The following is a 17949-nucleotide window of genomic DNA, read 5'->3' as shown; positions in this document are numbered from 1 at the left end:
TTGTTATGGCTATATTATATCATATCTTGCAGAAATGTGTTAATACCAAAAAGAAATGCTGTTCCATAGCTTGAAGCTATGTCAGGACGAGTAGTTGGCAATGTACTCTTTAAGATGCTCCAGATAGCGCTCCGTAAGCTCGTTCATAGGACGGTCTGTCGTGATTATATAACCGATCTCCATTCGCTCGCTGCTTTCAAGTGGGATAGAAACAATATTGCTGCCGTTAAGATCAGAACTGAGTATGCCTGATGATATGGTATACCCGTCAAGTCCTATGAGCAGATTAAACAGTGTCGCTCTGTCAGATACAACGATATTCTTCGGGCTTTCTGCCGTGATGTGCAGCTCCTCGGCAAAATAGAACGAGTTCCTGACTCCCTGATCGTAGGTAAGCCGCGGAAAGACTTTCAGGTCATCAAGAGTCACAGAATCTCTGCCCACAAGCGGATTGCTCCTGCTGACAAATACGTGCGGCTTTGCCGTAAACAACGGTACAAAGCGTATTTCCTCATTCTGAAGGATATGCCTTATGACCTCGCGGTTGAAGCTGCTCAGGAACAATACTCCGATGTCGCTCCTGTGTGTGCGCACGTCCTCGATTATCTCCGCTGTTTTCAGCTCACGCAGCGAGAATTCGTACTTTTCCTGCCCGTACTCCCTTACAAGCTCAACAAACGCGTTGACAACAAATGCGTAATGCTGTGACGATACCGCAAATGCTCTTCTCGGCGGCGCTGTGGACTTGTACTCGTTTTCAAGAAGCTCCGCCTGCTCGACTATCTGCCGCGCATAAGACAGGAACTTTGTACCGTCCTCCGAGAGGTATACTCCCCTGTTGCTGCGGTTGAAGATAGTGATGCCCATTTCCTTTTCCAGCTCAGCAACAGACTTCGACAGGCTGGGCTGTGCAATGAACAGGCGCTGTGCAGCTGTAGTTATAGAGCCTGTTTCGGCAATGGCGATAATGTATTTCAGTTGCTGTAATGTCATTTTTTCTTCCTCCCGTTTTCCTGATTATACCATATTTTCCGCGTAAATTCAAGATTTTTAAGGCTCTATCGAGCACGAAAAAACTGAATTTCATAATATTTGTATATGCTAACAACAATATATTATTTATTAACCAAACATAATAGTATTTATGCCGAAATGCGTTGAAATCACTTGACAAATGTCCAAATATGTGATAACATATGAACAGACGCTCATAAGTTCATTTGAAAGATGTTGCGTTCATATGAACTTATCTGTAGTTTGATCTTTGCATATGATATAAGGAGGACGGAAAAATGAGCAATGAAGAAAGAAAATTTCTGGAGGTCCGCGAACTCAAAAAAAGCTTCGGCAGCGGCGATACCAGACAGGAAGTGCTGAAGGGGTTGGACTTCACTGTCGCAAAAGGAGAATTTTGTGTACTCCTTGGCCCGTCGGGTTCGGGCAAATCCACTCTTCTTAATATACTCGGCGGCATTGACAGCGCCGATTCGGGAGAAATATTCATAAACGGCGATAAATTGGCTGAAATGAGCGAAAAAAATCTTACAGGATACAGACGCAAACACCTGGGCTATGTTTTCCAGATGTATAATCTTATCCCAAACCTTAACGTAAAGGAAAACATCGAAACAGGTGCTTATCTGTCGGATAAACCGCTGGATATCGACGAGCTCCTGAAAATACTCGGTCTTTATGAGCACCGCCACAAGCTCCCTAATCAGCTTTCGGGCGGTCAGCAGCAAAGAGTGTCCATAGGACGCGCTATCGTCAAGAATCCTGATATCCTCCTCTGCGACGAGCCAACAGGCGCTCTCGACTACAAAACATCAAAGGAGATCTTGCAGCTCATCGAGGAGGTCAACAAGAAATACGGTAATACCATTATCATGGTTACTCATAATGAGGCTATAAAACAAATGGCTGACCATGTTATAAAGCTCCGCGACGGAAAAATCAGACATGATATCATTAATAAGGAAAAGCTCACCGCCGCTGAGATAGAGTGGTAAGGAGTTGACGTTATGGAGAATAATAAGATCGCATTCGGCAAACGCCCTAAAAATCCACTGCACAGACGTGTGTGGAAGGATATGCTCCGCGACTGGAAGCGCTATCTGATGATATGTATCATGCTCGTCGTTACTATCGGTTTCGTTTCGGGTATGTATGTCGCAAATAACAGTATGCTGAATACTCTCGATATAAATGTCGATGCCATGAAACGTGAGGACGGTCATTTCCTGCTTTCAAAAAAGGCTGATGAAGCTGCTCTCAAGGCTATATGCTCTGGTGAGCTCGCCGATGTACCGACAGTATACCGCGAAAGAGCTTATAAAGAAGCTGCCGACGAGGTCGAAAAAGCTGTAAATGATGCTTTGGAAGAAAAAGTCGAAGAACAGGTAAAAGAAGCAATAAAAACTCAGGTCACCGCAGCTGTTGATGAGCAGATAAACTCCGCAAAAGCAATGGGGGCTGCTGTCTCAGATGCCGAGCTTGAAAGTATGATAAGCTCAGCTTACGACACCGCGATCGCCGAGAATTACGACAAGGCTTACCGCGAGGCGTTAAAGTCCGCAAAGAGCTCCGAGGACTACTCAAAGGCGCTCGCTGACGCTATAGACGAAGCTAAAAAAGAGATCAACAAGGAGATCGACGATAAGTACGACGAGCTCGCCGACCGCTACGGTCTGAACGATAAATTCGACGCTGTGCCTGTTACCGTATATGAGCTTTTCTACAAGGATACCAATGAAGCTCTTCCGTCTGACAGCAATTATTCAGGCACTATCCGCGTCTACGGTCAGCGCAGCGACATTGACCTCTACGATATCCTGAAGGGACGCGCTCCGCAAAACGAAAACGAAATACTCATCGACCGTATGCACGCCGATAATGCAAATATCAAAGTCGGTGATACCATATCAGTTGGAAATAAGGATTTCCAAGTCGTCGGTCTTGCTGCTTTTGTGGATTACAGCGCATTATACGAAAGCAACACCGATACCATGTTCGATGCCCTTACATTCGATATCGGAATGACAACAGACGAGGGCTTTGAACAGATACGCGCAAATACAAACGCCAATTATGCATTCACTTACGATCATAAGCCTGCCGATGAATATGAGGAAAAAACTCTCTCAGAGAATTTCCTCAAGGCTCTCATTACACAGACCGCTGTATCCGATACGGAAGATCTCGAAATAAAGGACTATGTTCCATCATATGCCAATCAGGCTCTTACCTTTGCAAATGATGACATCGGTAAGGACAAGGTAATGGGCGAGATACTCCTCTATATCCTTACTGCTGTACTCGCGTTTATCTTCGCTGTTACTATCAGCACTACCCTTGAACAGGAGTCCTCGGTAATAGGCACTCTCAGAGCATCCGGCTACACACGCGGCGAGCTCCTTCGCTATTACATGAGCGCTCCCCTGCTTATCGTCATCATTGCTTCTGTTATCGGCAACGCCCTGGGATATACAGTGTTCAAGAAAATAGTCGCAGATATGTACTACAGCAGCTACAGCCTGCCCGGCTTTGAAACCCTGTGGACTCCCGAAGCCTTTATCAGAACCACTCTTGTTCCTATCGTACTCATGCTCATTATCAATCTCATCGTGATAACTAAAACACTGAAGCTCTCACCACTGAGATTCCTGAAACATGACCTGAAACAGAAAAAGAGAAAAAAAGCAATAAGACTCCCGAAATGGAAGTTCTTCCAGCGTTTCAGAATACGCGTGTTTATGCAGAATATCCCGAACTACCTCATGCTTTTCGTTGGCATAACCTTTGTTATGCTCCTTATCACAATGGCTGTCGGTATGCCCGAAACACTGTCCTATTATCAGGATTCAATGGGCGACATGGCCTTTGCAGAGGATCAGATCATACTCAGCAGCACCGAGGACGACGACGGTAATACTATCACAACCAACACCGACGGTGCGGAACGTTTCTCCATCGCTTCCCTGCAAAGAAAGTCCGATGCATATAACGAAGAGGTCGCGATCTATGGCATCATCGAAAACAGCAGATACGTAAAGCTGAACAGCTGCGACGATAACTCGGTATATATATCACGCGCCTTCTCAGAAAAGTACAACGTTAATATCGGTGATACCATTACTCTTTCCGAAAAATATGAACACAAGGACTACAAGTGGAAGGTTTACGATATCTATGACTACTCCGCAGGTGTGGCAGTTTTCATGAACAACGAACAGTTCAACAGGATATTTGAAAAGGACACTGATGATTTCAGCGGATATATATCCGATAATAAAATAACCGATATCAGCAAGGAATACATCGCTAAGGAGATAACCTCTCAGGATATGATGAAGGTCGCAGATCAGCTCGATCACTCTATGGGCTCGTATATGACATACTTCCAGTACGTCTGCTTTATAGTGGCTGCCATTATCCTGTATCTGCTCACAAAAATCATCATCGAGAAAAATGAGCGCTCTATTTCCATGACAAAGATCCTCGGTTACGAAAACGGCGAGATAGCTTCCATTTACCTCGTCCCGACTGCCGTCGTAGTGTTCTTCTCGGAGTTCCTTGCATTATACATCGGATATAAACTCATGGCTTTCTTCTGGAAACTCATCATGATGAAAATGAGCGGCTGGTTCGCATTCATCCTTCCTGCATCGGGATTTGTGAAGGAATTCCTCCTGGTATTCGCGGCTTACCTGCTCATAACTGTCATAGACTTCATTCGCATTCGCAAGATACCTAAGGTGCTTGCTTTGAAAAATATGGAATAAAAGTCAACAAAAAACTCTGCATAAGCGGAGTACTCATAAAAACTTTACACGGAATTATCGGGGGAAACCTTTCTGAAGAAAGGTTTCCCCCGTCCCGTTTTTCCTCAATATCTCACGTAATACTTCTGTACAAGCACCTCGCTCAAAACTGCTATGAAATGTGTATATGTTCAGTTCAGACCTATATCATGATAAAATAATTAACTCAGCCACAAAAAGCTCTTTTCTTTGCGAATGGTGTGTAAAAAATATTTAAGTAGTTGATTTTTATTTATAAATATGATACAATATTATCAGATGGAATTGAAAGGTAGGTACTTAAAATGGATAAAATAAACATTATTGATGAACTCAAACGCAAAAATGAGATCCTACCTTATGAGTTTGACGGAACATATCGCTCGGTACATGAAGCGTTAGAATTATATGCAAAGGTCAGAAAACTGTCGCTGATCGATTACTGCGACCTCGACCTGCTTTATTATCTGACGCTCGGTATCTGGAAAAACGACAAAAGCGAACGGCGATTCCACATTCAGAAGAGCCATCTGCTCCACAATGACAAACTCCTGTTGGAAGAAAAGCTCGAAAAAATATGGAGCAAAAACTCTCGAATGCTGTTCAGTCATGTAATTGGCAAACAAGAACTGGAATTCCTTACTGCTCATGTTTCGTTCAAGGATTCTCCTGTCGCTAAAAAAGCCGAACCTTTACAGCTGTTTTTCAAGCTTTGTGTTGACCTTTTTGAACTTGAAAACGACGACAAGATACTTGATATTGCTCAGAAGGTACTCAATTCACAGTTAAGCGATTCGGGACTGCCTGTATTTGCGGTCTCAAGAATACTTCACTGCATCAAGCCTTTTACCTTCCCTATTCTCTGTGAAAACGTCATGAATTTCGTCGTTTTCAAGAATCTCGGTCTGGAGCTCGTCAAGCCTGAGGATATCACGCAGTATATCACCAACTGCCGCAAAATATTGGATTTTCGCAATTCTCATTTCAAATTCCAGAATATGCGTGTCTTCGATGTGCTTTCATGGGAGCTGATAGTTTCCAGAAGCGCTCCGCCTAAGCCTAAGGAGTCCCTTTCCGATCAGCAGCTCAGCAATTTAAAAGCTCCTCTCAACCAGATACTCTACGGTCCTCCCGGAACAGGTAAGACCTATAATATCGTAAAGTACGCAGTCGAGCTTATCGAAGGCAAAAAAATTGCCGATACCGAGCCTTATTCTGCCATAAAATCACGATACGAAAAGTATTTTGCTTCGGGTCAGATAAAGTTTACTACCTTCCACCAGTCCCTGAGCTATGAGGAATTTGTTGAGGGTATCCGCCCTGTTGTAGTTGACAAATACGGTAAGGATACCAATACTGCCCACGCGGATACTACTATCGTTTACCGCCCATATAACGGCGTTTTCAAGTCGCTTTGCGAAAAAGCTTCCAAAAGCCCGAATATGAAATTCGTTGCCATCATGGACGAGATCAACCGCGGAAATATCTCAAGGATCTTCGGCGAGCTCATTACCCTCATCGAGGAATCCAAACGAGGTACTGCTGTTATACTGCCTTACTCGCAGACAGAGTTCTCTGTTCCCGAAAACCTCTATATTCTCGGTACTATGAATACTGCCGACCGATCTATCGCTATGCTCGATACCGCTCTGAGAAGAAGATTCGATTTCATAGAAATGCTGCCTAAGCCCTCTCTGCTTGGAGACTGCGACGGTGTAAATCTGTGTGAGCTCCTTACAGCTCTCAATGAGCGTATCGAATACTACTACGACCGCGAACACGCAATCGGTCATGCATATTTCATGAATAAAAACGGCTGCATCAAAAATCTCCATGAACTGAGAGTGGTATTCTCTACAAAGATAATCCCTCTCCTCCAGGAGTACTTCTTCGATGACTACGAAAGGATCAAGCTTGTCCTGAACGATAAGAATACTTTCATAGAGTGCCTTACTCCAAAGTATATCAAGCATTTCGATTCGGGACAGAAGCTTTACCGCCTCGGCAACCCCATGAACTGGAACAAGGAGCACTTCATAAACATCTACAGTGACATTTCCTGATGAATGGAGAATATCATGTATACCAGACTCTTATGCGTATCAGCTAATCAAAGCTTTGCTGCATCAGATGACCAGAACAGCGGTTTTTACAAAATGCTCGGCGAGCTCGCCGAAGCCTGCAAGTCTGACGGCAGAAGGATAATCTCTTCAAGCAGCAAAGATGGGATAAATTATTTCTCAGCAGGCAATTACTGCGGCTTTGCCTGCCTTACTGACGGAACTCTTATCGAAATACTTCCGTATGCAAAAGGCGGCGCAGCAGAAGCAAGAAAATTGCTGTGCGCCGAGTTTTGCAGGCGATGCGGTGCTGTTTTCGATGCGTCAGGCTTCGATCCTGATATGAACTTCATGGAATACCTCATATCGGTGTTTGCAGGCGAGACAATGAAGATAATCAAAAGCGGCGTTCTCTCGGCCTACGCAAGCATCGAGGAGAATGTCACTTCGGTGCAGGGCACTATCCTGTTCTCAGAAAATAACCGCCGCAACCTCGTTCACAGAGAACGTATCTACGTCCGTCATGAGGTCTTTACTTCCGACCGCGCAGAAAACCGCATCATTAAAGCGGCTGCAACAATATTCAATAAAAATACTGCCAATTCACACAGCTCTCATCTTCTGAAAGAAGCATTGTCTTTCCTCGATGATGTCCGCAAGATCTATGATGTAAAAGCCGAGTTCAGCAAATGCATAAATGCCCGAAATACAAAAAAGTACAACACCGTCCTCAGCATTTGCAGAATGATCTTCGATAAAGATGAGGGTACTGCTTTTACGGCAAAAAATATCTCCTGCGCTCAGTTTTACGAAATGATGCCGCAGGAGAAAAAACAAAAGGTCAAAGTTGTGCCCGTAAGTAAACGTGAACGGACATGATATAAAAAGGGACTCTCCGATAAGCAACGTCCTTTCGGAAAGTCCCTGTTTTTTATGTCGCCTTGAATATGAATCTTATGAAGTTGTACATGAGCGGAATGACCGTGCTGCTGTCATGTCCGCCGCCCGGTACGGAAATATATATATTTTCCGTGCCGTGCTGTGTGAACAGGTCACTGTACTGCTTCGGGAAATCATTTACCATGCCGTCACTCGTTCCGCCTGCGATCATCAGCAAATATGGCGAATAAGGCGGGTCTATGCGCATATCGTCCTTGCTCATTACTCCAGGGTGCGTCATAAACAGGTCTTTTGTCGGGAATATGCCCGGTGCAGGTGCTCCTCCGCCGATATATCCCACCTTATCACAGCATTTTATACCGATATACAAGGATTCTCTGCCGCCCATGGAAAATCCTGCAACAGCAGTGTTTTCACGCCCCGTCTTTACAGGATAATGCGACTCGATATACGGCATCAGGCTGTCAGGAAGATCTTCGACAAAGTTATCGTAACCGGGTACATCTGCCTGACCATTGCCCGTCTGCTTTTCATGATTGAGGTCTGTATACTGATTCGTAAATACAATTATCATCGGCACAGCATCGCCACTCTTGATAAGGTTTGTGGCTATCTCGCGCACTCCCATACCGTTGAGCATCGCGGACTCGTCGCCGCCGTATCCGTGGTTCACATAGAATACAGGATACTTTTTGCTGCTGTCATATCCCGGTGGAAGCCATACATTCGCGCCCTTGTTTCGGTTCGCCTTCTTCGAGAAATACGTGATATGCTCGACCTTGCCCTCCGCATTTTTCAATACGTTCGACGGAACTTTTACCGTTATCTTGTCGCGTATGCTTGCCATATAGTCCCCTGTGTAAGTAGTTGTGGTAACAGGCGGCTTTGTGGTGGTCGAAGTCGTTGTAACGACAGGCTGCGGGAACGCCTTTACCTGTCCGAGGATATACTTTGAAAGCACGACCAGATCATTTATCGCAAAACTGCCGTCTCCGTCAACGTCTGCCGCCCCCATGCTGATGCCAGTCAATGTGCCCCCTGTGTAACTGAGCAGTGCTCTCCTTGCAGGGATCATATCAAGCGAGTCAACTCTCTCATCTCCGTTAAAATCGCCTTGTATAGCCTTAGCTGTATCTTCCGTGACTATTTTTGTGCCTGCCTTTGCTGCGGCTGCCTCGTCAATAATGAAGTCTGCCGTACCTGACTCGGTCTCAACATAGATAATAAAATCCGTACCATTCGGGAGTTTGTATTCAGCATTCGCAAGAAGTACAAATTCGCCTGCGGAAACTCCGTTTGCTATATGATCGTAATTAGTCTTGCCCGATGCGTCTGTGTACTGGAGAGAAAGCATCATATTCCCCGAACCTGAGGCTGCCACGCTGAAACTGTACTCCTCACCTGCCTTGAATACTGACGGATCAAGCATCTTCATTGCACCATGCCACGAGCTTCCCCTGTCAGTGACCATGAGCGCCTTGCTGCCAGCATATGCTTTTCCCACCGAAGATACAGAAGCTCCGCCTCTGCCCTCCCAGTCATCTGTACCACTCTCAAAGGTATCGTGATAGTAGAAGCTGTCTGCATCGAGTCCCTGTGCGGATATCCCAGTTGGGATCGCAGCAGCCGCAGAAAATGCAACTGCTCCTGCCAGCATTCCTGCAAACACTGCCCTGATCGTTTTTTTCTTGCGCATGACTTTTTCCTCCTTTAATGTCCGATATTTTTTATGAAAAACTAATTACAAAACTATATCCATTATATAATATATATGAAATATATTAAACCCATTTTTCACGGTTTTGGGTGGAGAAAAAACGGTTTTGCATCAATTAGATGCGCTTGAAAAAGCGCCGCGATATTCTCGCAGCGCTGATTTTTATTTATTATATGTATCCCTCGGGTATTTTAGCCTCTTACTACCTCGGAATATATCTTCTCAAGCAGTGTTATTGCTCCTCTGTAGCCAATGTAAGTGCGGTTAAGCACGACCTCAAAGTTGTTCGGAGTTCCGATCGGAACAAAAAGTCCCTTATGCTTGCGCACAACGTCAAGATCCCAGCTCGTAGCAAGGAACAGCGGCTTGCCGTAACCGTAATCCGCTTCATCAAATTCCTTCTCAATGGTGTAGCCGTCCTCGATGAACTGCACATCTATGCTCGTATCATCGGAAATATTCCTGAACTCCTCGGCAATAGCATCTCTGTATTTGAGCGGAGTATTATCCGAAACGATAACTTTTGCAGGGATAAGTCCTATCTGATCTGCAAGGAACTTCGATATTCCGAGAGTTGTCTGTGCATCGGCTGCTATGAGGAAACGTGCCGGAAGTCCGAACCAGTATTCCGAAATGAATTCCGAAATATGCTCGTAGTAATAATAGTACTGCTCGGTTTCTTTCTGAATGAATTTCTCGGCTTTTTTATTGTCGATGCCTGCAAATTCTACTACCCTGCGTATAAATGCTGTGGTCTCCTTCTCGCCTACAGGCACTACAGGTATATGCAGGAACGGCTGATCGTATTTTTCCTGCAAAAGCTCCGCTATGCTCAATCCTACCCACGGCGATACCACCAGATTGAACTGTGCCTTCGGTATCTTCTTCCAGCTCTTTACACCCTCCGATTCTATGCCGAAAAGTATATTTACTTTAAAGCCTGCTCCTTCAAGTATCCTTTTAAGCTCGCTGTAATTTCCCTTCCAGTTTGTATCAAAATAAGGAACATCTGCCCAGAGATTGATAAGTCCCTTTGTTTTCTCTGTCTTTACATCTCCTACGTACTGTTCGATTATAGCCTTGACTACAGATTCGTGTCCTACGAGGTTGTTGCCTCGGAAGCCTGCTGCATCTGCATGGACTATCGGATAGCCCTGCTTCCGGAATCTTCTCACTACCGCTTCAACGTCATCGCCGATAAGCGAAGGTGCGCAGCCTGTAAGTACCACATAAAGGTCGCCGTCCATTATCTTGAATGCGGACTTTATCGTTGTTTCAAGCTTCTTCACGCCGCCGAATACTATCTCATTCTCGCCCGTATTTGAACTTGGTACTGCTCCGCCGCCTGCAAAGTCTGCTCCCTGGAAGCCGTTGCTGAACGACATTGTGATGAACTGCTTATCAGCACAGCCAGGACCGCAGTTTGCGATAGGTATTGCTCGTCTTATAGCCGATACTGTATTTACGGCTCCTATTGCACAGGCATATCTTGCATGTGTTATGCTTGTTGCTTTTTTCTTTTTCTCTGCCATTTTATTTTACACTCCGTTTTTTAGTTTTCTTTGTAAATCTGTCGGGTGCTTCCTCAATTATCTCAGGATGCTTTGCGATTATAAAAGGATCATCCTGCGAGAGCCACCATTCTGTATATGGCAGCTTAACGTGCTCTTTAAGCGTTTTTGCAAATTTACGTCTGGAAAGTATCTCAAGAATAGCTTCTCCGACTCTTATCATGCCGTCATAGCCGACTGCCATGTGCTCGTCACCCATAGGCAGTGAAGGTATGCCCATTCTGATAGATACAGGTGCGATTGCATTGTGACGTATGATAATAAAATCAGGTGACACTCTTTTGAGAAGTCCGAAGAGCTGGAACTGCTGTGTCTTGCTTACTGTATAATCAGGGATATCTCCGTATGTTTCGGTAAGATGCTTCAGCGAATTTTCCTTCGGGTCGCCGCTGTCATAAACAGGATCGTGATGGAATACAAGTGAACCGTCAACCTGTACGCCAAGCTCTCTTATTACTTCGATGATCGCATGAGCATAAGCAGATCCTGTTGCAACATAGCCCTTCATGCCTTTAAGCTGCTCCCTGAGTTCATTTATTCTCGGCAGTACTCTTTCATGCTCCGATCTGATGTAGTCTTCTATGATATCTTCTTTTCCTGTTACCTTTGCTATCTCCCTCAGCCATGCATCTGTGCCCTTGAAGCCGTAAGGCATAGGCGAATGTATCTGCGGTACATTGAAGTGCTCTTCAAGAGCTGCTGCAAAATATGAACCAAGTGTATGACAGAAGGTGGTCGTTGCAACAGCTTCCGAAGCCTGTGCTATCTCATCATAGCTTGCTCCGTCGATTATGTAATTCACTCTCAGTCCAAGCGGTTTGAGAAGAGGTGTAAAATAATCCGATCCGTAAAGAGCAAAAATATTTATAAGATCATTCTGTCGCTTCTTCGGATTTTTTCTCACGATGCTTCTTAAAACAGCGTGTTGTGCTATATCAAAGCCCGTGCTCCAGTGCTTGCTCCTGAATCCCTCACATTCAAGCGGTATAACAGGTATACCAAGCTCGTCCTGCAATTCGTTTGCCGCACTGATTATATCTTCACCGATAATTGCCGTCGTACAGGCAAGCGAAATGAATATCGCCTTCGGTGAATACCTTTCATAGGCTTCGCGCACTGTCCTTTCAAGCTTTGCTGTTGCTCCGAAAACCATGTCGTTTTCCTGAAGGTTGGTGCTGAGAACACGTATCATCTGCGGTTCTTTTCCTCGTCTTGCAAGAGTCTGGTTATATGTGATATTTATTCTCGGCAGACGTGCGGAACATCCGATCGGTGAATGCTCAACAAGCACACAGTCTGTGATGTTTGTTACCTGTGTTTCGATTATAGCATGACAACACATCGTCTGCTGCGAAAACGGCAGGTTGAGTTCGCAAAGCTTACAGCCTTCCCCTTTGCTGCCGCAGCAGCCCTTCTTCTTTTCACTTCTTCCTTCATAATTTGATTCTTTCAGCAATTCCTCAGTAGAGCCGTTCCATGATATTATCGAACCAAGTCTAAGTTCTCTGCTTTCAACTGTCGGCAAATTAAGATCAATTCTTTTTGCTGCCATAAAAATCTCCTTTCACAATGCGATTTCATTGTTCGTGCAATAATTATTTTAATACGATTCCCTCATCCTGTCCAATACCCATTTATGAGAATCACATATAGGAAAAACAGATACCCTGCTTTATAATCAATGCCCCATTATTGCATGAGGCATTACGCTTATTATTCGTATCTGTCAAAATGTTCCTTCAATGAAGTGTATATCGGATCATCGGGAGATTCTTTCAGTATACTTTCAAGTGCTTCCTTGTATATTTCTGTGTTGATCTGCGATTCAAGATCAAAATCCTCGTATATGCCTACTTCTACAGCTCGATCCTTTACGTTGATGGTAGCCTGCTTGTCAGGATCGGGATTTGATATGCTGTATCCGCCGTATACCTCTGTACGAATGTCATCTTCTGCTATATCAATGTATTTCTTTACGTCTTTTACTGTCTTGTCTTCGTTCTCCTGATAGAATTTATACGCCTTTATCATTGCCCTCTCAAATGCTACATAGGCGTCCTTGTCTTTTTGCAGATCAGATGTCTTTGCAGTCTGTCGGCAGCATGGGATATTCTTGAAAATATCAAAATCCACATCATAGTAAACAAGCTGATAGCCCTGACTCTGTCCAAGAGAAGCATACGGAGAGTATACGTGCGTTGCATCTATATCATCATTGAGAAGCGCTGCATATGAATCCTTCTGCGAATCAAAATATATGATATTTACCTTATCCTTGCCTTCACCGATATCAATGCCTTTTTCCTTCAGAAGTACCTGTAACTCAAGATCATCGGTGGAATTCTTTGTAACTGCTACGTTCTTTCCTTTCAGGACATTGATATCATCACGCTCATATCCAACTGCTGATTCAGGCTTTATGATATAACCGTGTCCGTTTGTCATCGCTCCGCCAAAGTAAGTGATATCATGACCGCTGCTCTGGAACGCCATTCCTCCAAATGCACCAAGCAGTACAGCATCAAGCTTATCTGATTCAAGACCGTTTACAAGTTCTGTTGAGTTCGTCATCTGACTGAGCGTTACATTCAATCCTTCCTCATCAAAGAAGCCTTCTTCTTTCGCTACAAATCCAAGAAGATGAGCTGTCGAATTAAGATGTCCGAGATTAAAGTCTCTCTTTTTTGACTGTTCCTTTTCTTTTTCACTGCCGCAGCCTGTAAACGAAGCTAATATCAGGCTTGCTGACAATATTCCTGTTATAATCCTTTTCACGTTTATCCATTCCTTTCATTTTCTGCCCGGGAAGTAATTTTTATTATAATCTCTCACCTTGCAATTGTCCAATATTGATTTCCGAGTACTGATTATAGTTTTTTCCGAGATGCGCAATATCATGGGATATTCCTTGATACTATGCTCCATTATCGGATAACAGTATTGGGCACATAAGCTTCTTCGTGTTATAATATCATCAGCTTACAGCAAAATAACTAAAAAAATCAGGACCCCATTGCTGTGATCCCGAAAAACGATGTGGCACTCTTCTGACTTTCCAAATACCTCAGCCGACATCTCATGCAAAAAGCGCTCCACACTTGTGGAGCGCCTCAATATGTAATATGCAGTTCTTTGAGAAAAGTCTGTGCGTTGTTCAGCTTTTATTTCAGCTCTGTCATACTGCGCAGTCCAATGGCAAGCGTCGATGCATTATGCAGCAGAGCAGATGTCGCCGGCGGCAGGACTCCCAGCACACCAAGTCCGATAAGTCCGCCGTTAAAGCCGATTATAGTCCTGTAATTCCAGCCGATACGAGACATAAGCGCATTGCTGAGCCGTTTCAGCTCTACAAGTGCATACAGGTCGTCCGCTGATACCGTGATATCCGCTATCTCACGGGCAATGGCAGCTCCTGTGCTTATGGCTATGCCTGCATCGGCTTCGCTCAGTGCAGGTGAATCGTTCACGCCGTCGCCTATCATTACGACCTTTCTTCCCGCTTCATGCTCGGCACGTATAAACGCTGCCTTGTCTTCGGGAAGTACTCCTGCGTGATACTCGTCAACTCCTACTTTTTCAGCAACCGCTCTTGCTGTTCGCTCATTATCACCTGTCATCATGACAACTCTGGATATGCCGTATTCATGGAGCTTTTTCACCACGTCAGCTGCTTCCTCCCGAAGCGGGTCTTCTATGCAGATCACCGCAGCAACTTCTCCGCCTATGGCAAGATAAAGGTGCGAGTACTCCTTGGGCAAATGCCTGAAAATACGCTCGTCAGGCGGAGTACAGCCCTCGTCCTCGATAATGAAATGGTGACTTCCTATGAGTACCCTCTCATTCTCAACCATGCTCGATATACCGTGTGCGACAACGTACTCTACCTTTGAGTGGAACTCCTCATGCTCAAGCCCTTTTTCAGCTGCCGCAGCGACTACGGCATTAGCAATAGAGTGAGGATAATGCTCCTCAAGGCAGGCTGCCAGACGCAGCATTTCGTCCTTGTCACGTCCGCCGAAGGTTATGACCTCTGCTACTCTCGGACTTGAATGAGTGAGCGTTCCCGTCTTGTCGAAAACAATCGTATCGGCTTCCGCAACAGCTTCAAGGAATCGTCCGCCCTTTACGGTTATCCCTGCACGGCTGCAATCTCGCATAGCCGACAGTACTGATATCGGCATTGCAAGTTTAAGTGCGCAGGAGAAGTCCACCATAAGTATGGACAATGCCTTTGCAACATTCCTCGTCAGCAGCCATGTAAGCAGCGTTCCGCCAAGACTCCACGGTACAAGCTTATCCGCAAGATGCGATGCCTTGTCTTCGGCAGAGGATTTCAGCTTCTCGGACTCCTCTATCATCTTGACGATACGGTCATATCGTCCGCCGCCTGCGGTATTCTCAACGCTGACAGTACACTCGCCGTCCTCAACAACAGTACCTGCGTACACATACGCTCCCGCGCTCTTGTGAACAGGCACGGATTCGCCTGTCATAGAGGACTGATTTACCATGGCATCGCCCGATATTACTTTGCCGTCCAGAGGTATCATAGATCCCGTTCTGACTACTATCATATCACCCTTACGCACTTCGTTCACCGACATGAGAACTTCCTGTCCGCCGACTGTTTTTGTCCAGACCTGCTCCACTCCGAGAGCCATAGTCCTTGCAAGGTCGTCTATGGACTTTCTGTGTGTCCACTCGTCAAGGATATCTCCCACATTCAGCAGGAACATCACCGAACCTGCGGTCTTGAAATCTCCGCGGAGAAGCGAAACTCCTATAGCTGTCGCGTCAAGAACTGACACTTCAAGCTTTCCCTTCAACAGACATTTCAGTCCGCGAAATATGTACCTTACCGCTTTGATAACAGCTGTTATCCTGCGTATGGGCTGCGGCAGTATCAGTTTATTGAAGCATCTTCTGATAACAACAGCCGCAATCTTTTCCTCATACTGCTTGTTCAGCTTCCTTCCGGTCTGCTCGGGAACAAGAATTGTATTCTTCTCATCATCGAAGGAGAAACATGAGAGCTTCTGTACGATCTTGTCCCTGTCACAGGTGTATGCAATGACCACATCGCAGGTGCGGTCATATACCTGAACCCGCGTTACTCCTATTACGGCAGACAGTGCATATTCCGCAATATCTGCCTGATTTACGGTCATACGCTTTATGCAGAAACGCACTCGCATACGCCCTTTGGATTCGTGCAGTATCTTACATTTCATATTTATCACCTCTTACAAAAACAGACCGTCAGTGCGGTCTGTTTCGGTTTTATTCTTCACTTGTGTCTGCTATTTCTTCGCACTCATCTGCAATGACAGCTGCTTCTTCCACAAGTGCCCTCTGCTCGTTTATGTCCTTTGCATCGGCAAGGATATCATCACAGTTCTCACGTACCTTTGATGCTGTTGCCATTACGTCCGATTTTGCACGGAGTACAGCCGCAGTTGCGTGTGTGTAGCACTTCTTCGCATCCTTGCTGGAAAGTACTCTGATACCTGCTGTGCCGAAAAGAACTCCGCCTGCAAAAAGACCTATTTTTTTCCATGGGATATCATTGAATTTCATAAGATCACCTCAGTATTTAGTCGAAGGTTTTTGTTCCGCTAATATTATGATACCATATCATAAGGCTTTTTTCTGCTCTGAACAGAAAAAGTTGGTATACGATACTAATATGAAATATTTCCCGATACAAAGCCGCTCTGCTGAGCAAGAAACTTTTTGCGCTCCATTTGGTAATACTTGGGATTAACTCCTATTACTTCACGAAATGCGCTCGAAAATTTGCTTGCATTGCTGTAGCCTACTTCCTCCGCAATATCAATTATCCGCATATCAGATGTGCTCATAAGCTCCGCTGCACGGAACATTCTTCTGTTCTTTGCATAGGAATAAATCGGACAGCCATGATACTGCTTGAACGCGCTTTTCAGCGTTGTCGGATTGATCCCGAACTTCTCCGAAAGCTCGGAAATAGTATAGTGATCCGATACGTTCCTGCATATAAATGCTCCAACCTGTTCTATAAGCTCCTGCTGCTCGCAGTGTGCTGTTTTCTGTTCACTGAGCAGCATTAGCAGTTCCAGCACCTTGATCCTCAGTATAGCTGCTTTTGAAGCTGCCTGTTCTTTGTATATATCCGCAAAAAGCTTCTCCGCCTTTTCATCTGCACTGAATATGCACCTTTCACCGCGAGACATTTTCCTCATTATATCCTGCATATCAAGAATATCCGAAAAAGCGGCGCTTTTTAACTGTGAGTCTATCAGCAGTGTGATACCGCAGTAATCAGAGGAGTATGATATTGCAGTTTCAGGATCGCCTCGCATAACGATGCAGTTCTTGGCTTTCAGGTAATAGTATTTTCTCCCGACAGAATATTCGCATACTCCGCTGCTGCAAAAACTTATTTCTGTCGCGTTCGCTGCTAAGGGAGTGTCATGCCTGCCGATCATAAGTTTTATATCGGGAAACAATTGATATTCCGCCACTTTCTCACCGCCCTTTGTTAGTGCTTTATAACATTTAAATATTATCACTTCAAAGTTATGGTGTCAATGATAAATACCTATTTTTGTATTGTTATCTATAGCAAACAAACTAAAAGCAAGAATTTTTGTTAGTATATACAAATTTCAAGATTGTGTCTGCTCCGTACATACTGTCATGCAAAAAGCATCGGAAATAACTATAATACCGATATAGAAGCTTATATTTATTTATCGGAAAAAACCTTTCTGAGGAAAGGTTCAGCTCGTCAAAAAACCCCGCATTAAACCTCAAATAACAACAAAAAAGCTCTTCATGAAGCCACATGGAGAGCATATTTTTTGATATTCATTGTAGCAAACTTAAGCCTGACCCATTTTGAAACTTGGGAGAGGCCTCTG

General features: G+C 44.7%; 12 protein-coding genes. 4 read left to right on the top strand and 8 right to left on the bottom strand.

All coding sequences use genetic code 11. The features are described 5' to 3' along the window. Positions 1–81 precede the first annotated feature (81 nt). Positions 82–993 (bottom strand): LysR family transcriptional regulator, encoded by a 912-nt coding sequence (locus K6G33_RS12740; protein ID WP_296780133.1) that lies wholly within the window; start codon positions 991–993, stop codon positions 82–84. A 299-nt stretch (positions 994–1292) separates the two neighbouring features. Between K6G33_RS12740 and K6G33_RS12735 the strand changes: the two genes are divergently transcribed. The 4 genes from K6G33_RS12735 to K6G33_RS12720 all read left to right on the top strand — a co-directional run bounded on the left by K6G33_RS12735 (position 1293) and on the right by K6G33_RS12720 (position 7738). Beyond that, positions 1293–2009 (top strand): ABC transporter ATP-binding protein, encoded by a 717-nt coding sequence (locus K6G33_RS12735; protein WP_173449196.1) that lies wholly within the window; start codon positions 1293–1295, stop codon positions 2007–2009. A gap of 12 nt (positions 2010–2021) precedes the next feature. Further along, positions 2022–4781, top strand: coding sequence for an ABC transporter permease (locus K6G33_RS12730; RefSeq protein WP_296780128.1), 2760 nt, complete (start codon positions 2022–2024; stop codon positions 4779–4781). A 323-nt stretch (positions 4782–5104) separates the two neighbouring features. Further along, positions 5105–6862 (top strand): AAA family ATPase, encoded by a 1758-nt coding sequence (locus K6G33_RS12725; protein WP_296780126.1) that lies wholly within the window; start codon positions 5105–5107, stop codon positions 6860–6862. Between the two features lie 15 nt (positions 6863–6877). After that, entirely contained in the window at positions 6878–7738 is an 861-nt protein-coding gene (locus K6G33_RS12720; RefSeq protein WP_296780123.1) for a hypothetical protein, read from the top strand. A 52-nt stretch (positions 7739–7790) separates the two neighbouring features. Here the strand turns inward: K6G33_RS12720 and K6G33_RS12715 are convergent, their stop codons facing one another. From K6G33_RS12715 to K6G33_RS12685, 7 genes are all read right to left on the bottom strand, one after another. Next, positions 7791–9455: a carbohydrate binding domain-containing protein gene (locus K6G33_RS12715; protein ID WP_296780121.1), complete on the bottom strand. Its 1665-nt coding sequence runs from the start codon at positions 9453–9455 to the stop codon at positions 7791–7793. Positions 9456–9667: 212 nt separating this feature from the next. Continuing rightward, positions 9668–11008: a nitrogenase component 1 gene (locus K6G33_RS12710; RefSeq protein ID WP_296780119.1), complete on the bottom strand. Its 1341-nt coding sequence runs from the start codon at positions 11006–11008 to the stop codon at positions 9668–9670. Between the two features lies 1 nt (position 11009). Beyond that, positions 11010–12599, bottom strand: a complete 1590-nt coding sequence (locus K6G33_RS12705) for a nitrogenase component 1 (protein WP_296780118.1) — start codon at positions 12597–12599, stop codon at positions 11010–11012. Between the two features lie 161 nt (positions 12600–12760). Beyond that, the gene (locus tag K6G33_RS12700) at positions 12761–13822 is read right to left on the bottom strand and encodes an ABC transporter substrate-binding protein (RefSeq protein ID WP_296780115.1); all 1062 of its coding nucleotides are present in this window, start codon (positions 13820–13822) and stop codon (positions 12761–12763) included. A gap of 386 nt (positions 13823–14208) precedes the next feature. After that, positions 14209–16278, bottom strand: a complete 2070-nt coding sequence (locus K6G33_RS12695; protein WP_296780114.1) for a heavy metal translocating P-type ATPase — start codon at positions 16276–16278, stop codon at positions 14209–14211. Between the two features lie 49 nt (positions 16279–16327). Next, a complete protein-coding gene (locus tag K6G33_RS12690) occupies positions 16328–16624 on the bottom strand; it encodes a DUF6110 family protein (protein ID WP_296780112.1) in 297 nt (98 codons plus the stop codon). Between the two features lie 104 nt (positions 16625–16728). Next, positions 16729–17550, bottom strand: coding sequence for an AraC family transcriptional regulator (locus K6G33_RS12685; RefSeq protein WP_296780110.1), 822 nt, complete (start codon positions 17548–17550; stop codon positions 16729–16731). Between the last annotated feature and the right edge of the window lie 399 nt (positions 17551–17949).

The sequence above is a fragment of the Ruminococcus sp. genome (assembly GCF_024691275.1).
Classification (GTDB): domain Bacteria; phylum Bacillota; class Clostridia; order Oscillospirales; family Ruminococcaceae; genus Ruminococcus.
Note: the sequence above shows the minus strand (reverse complement) of the source record. Positions and strands in the feature narration are given on the sequence as shown.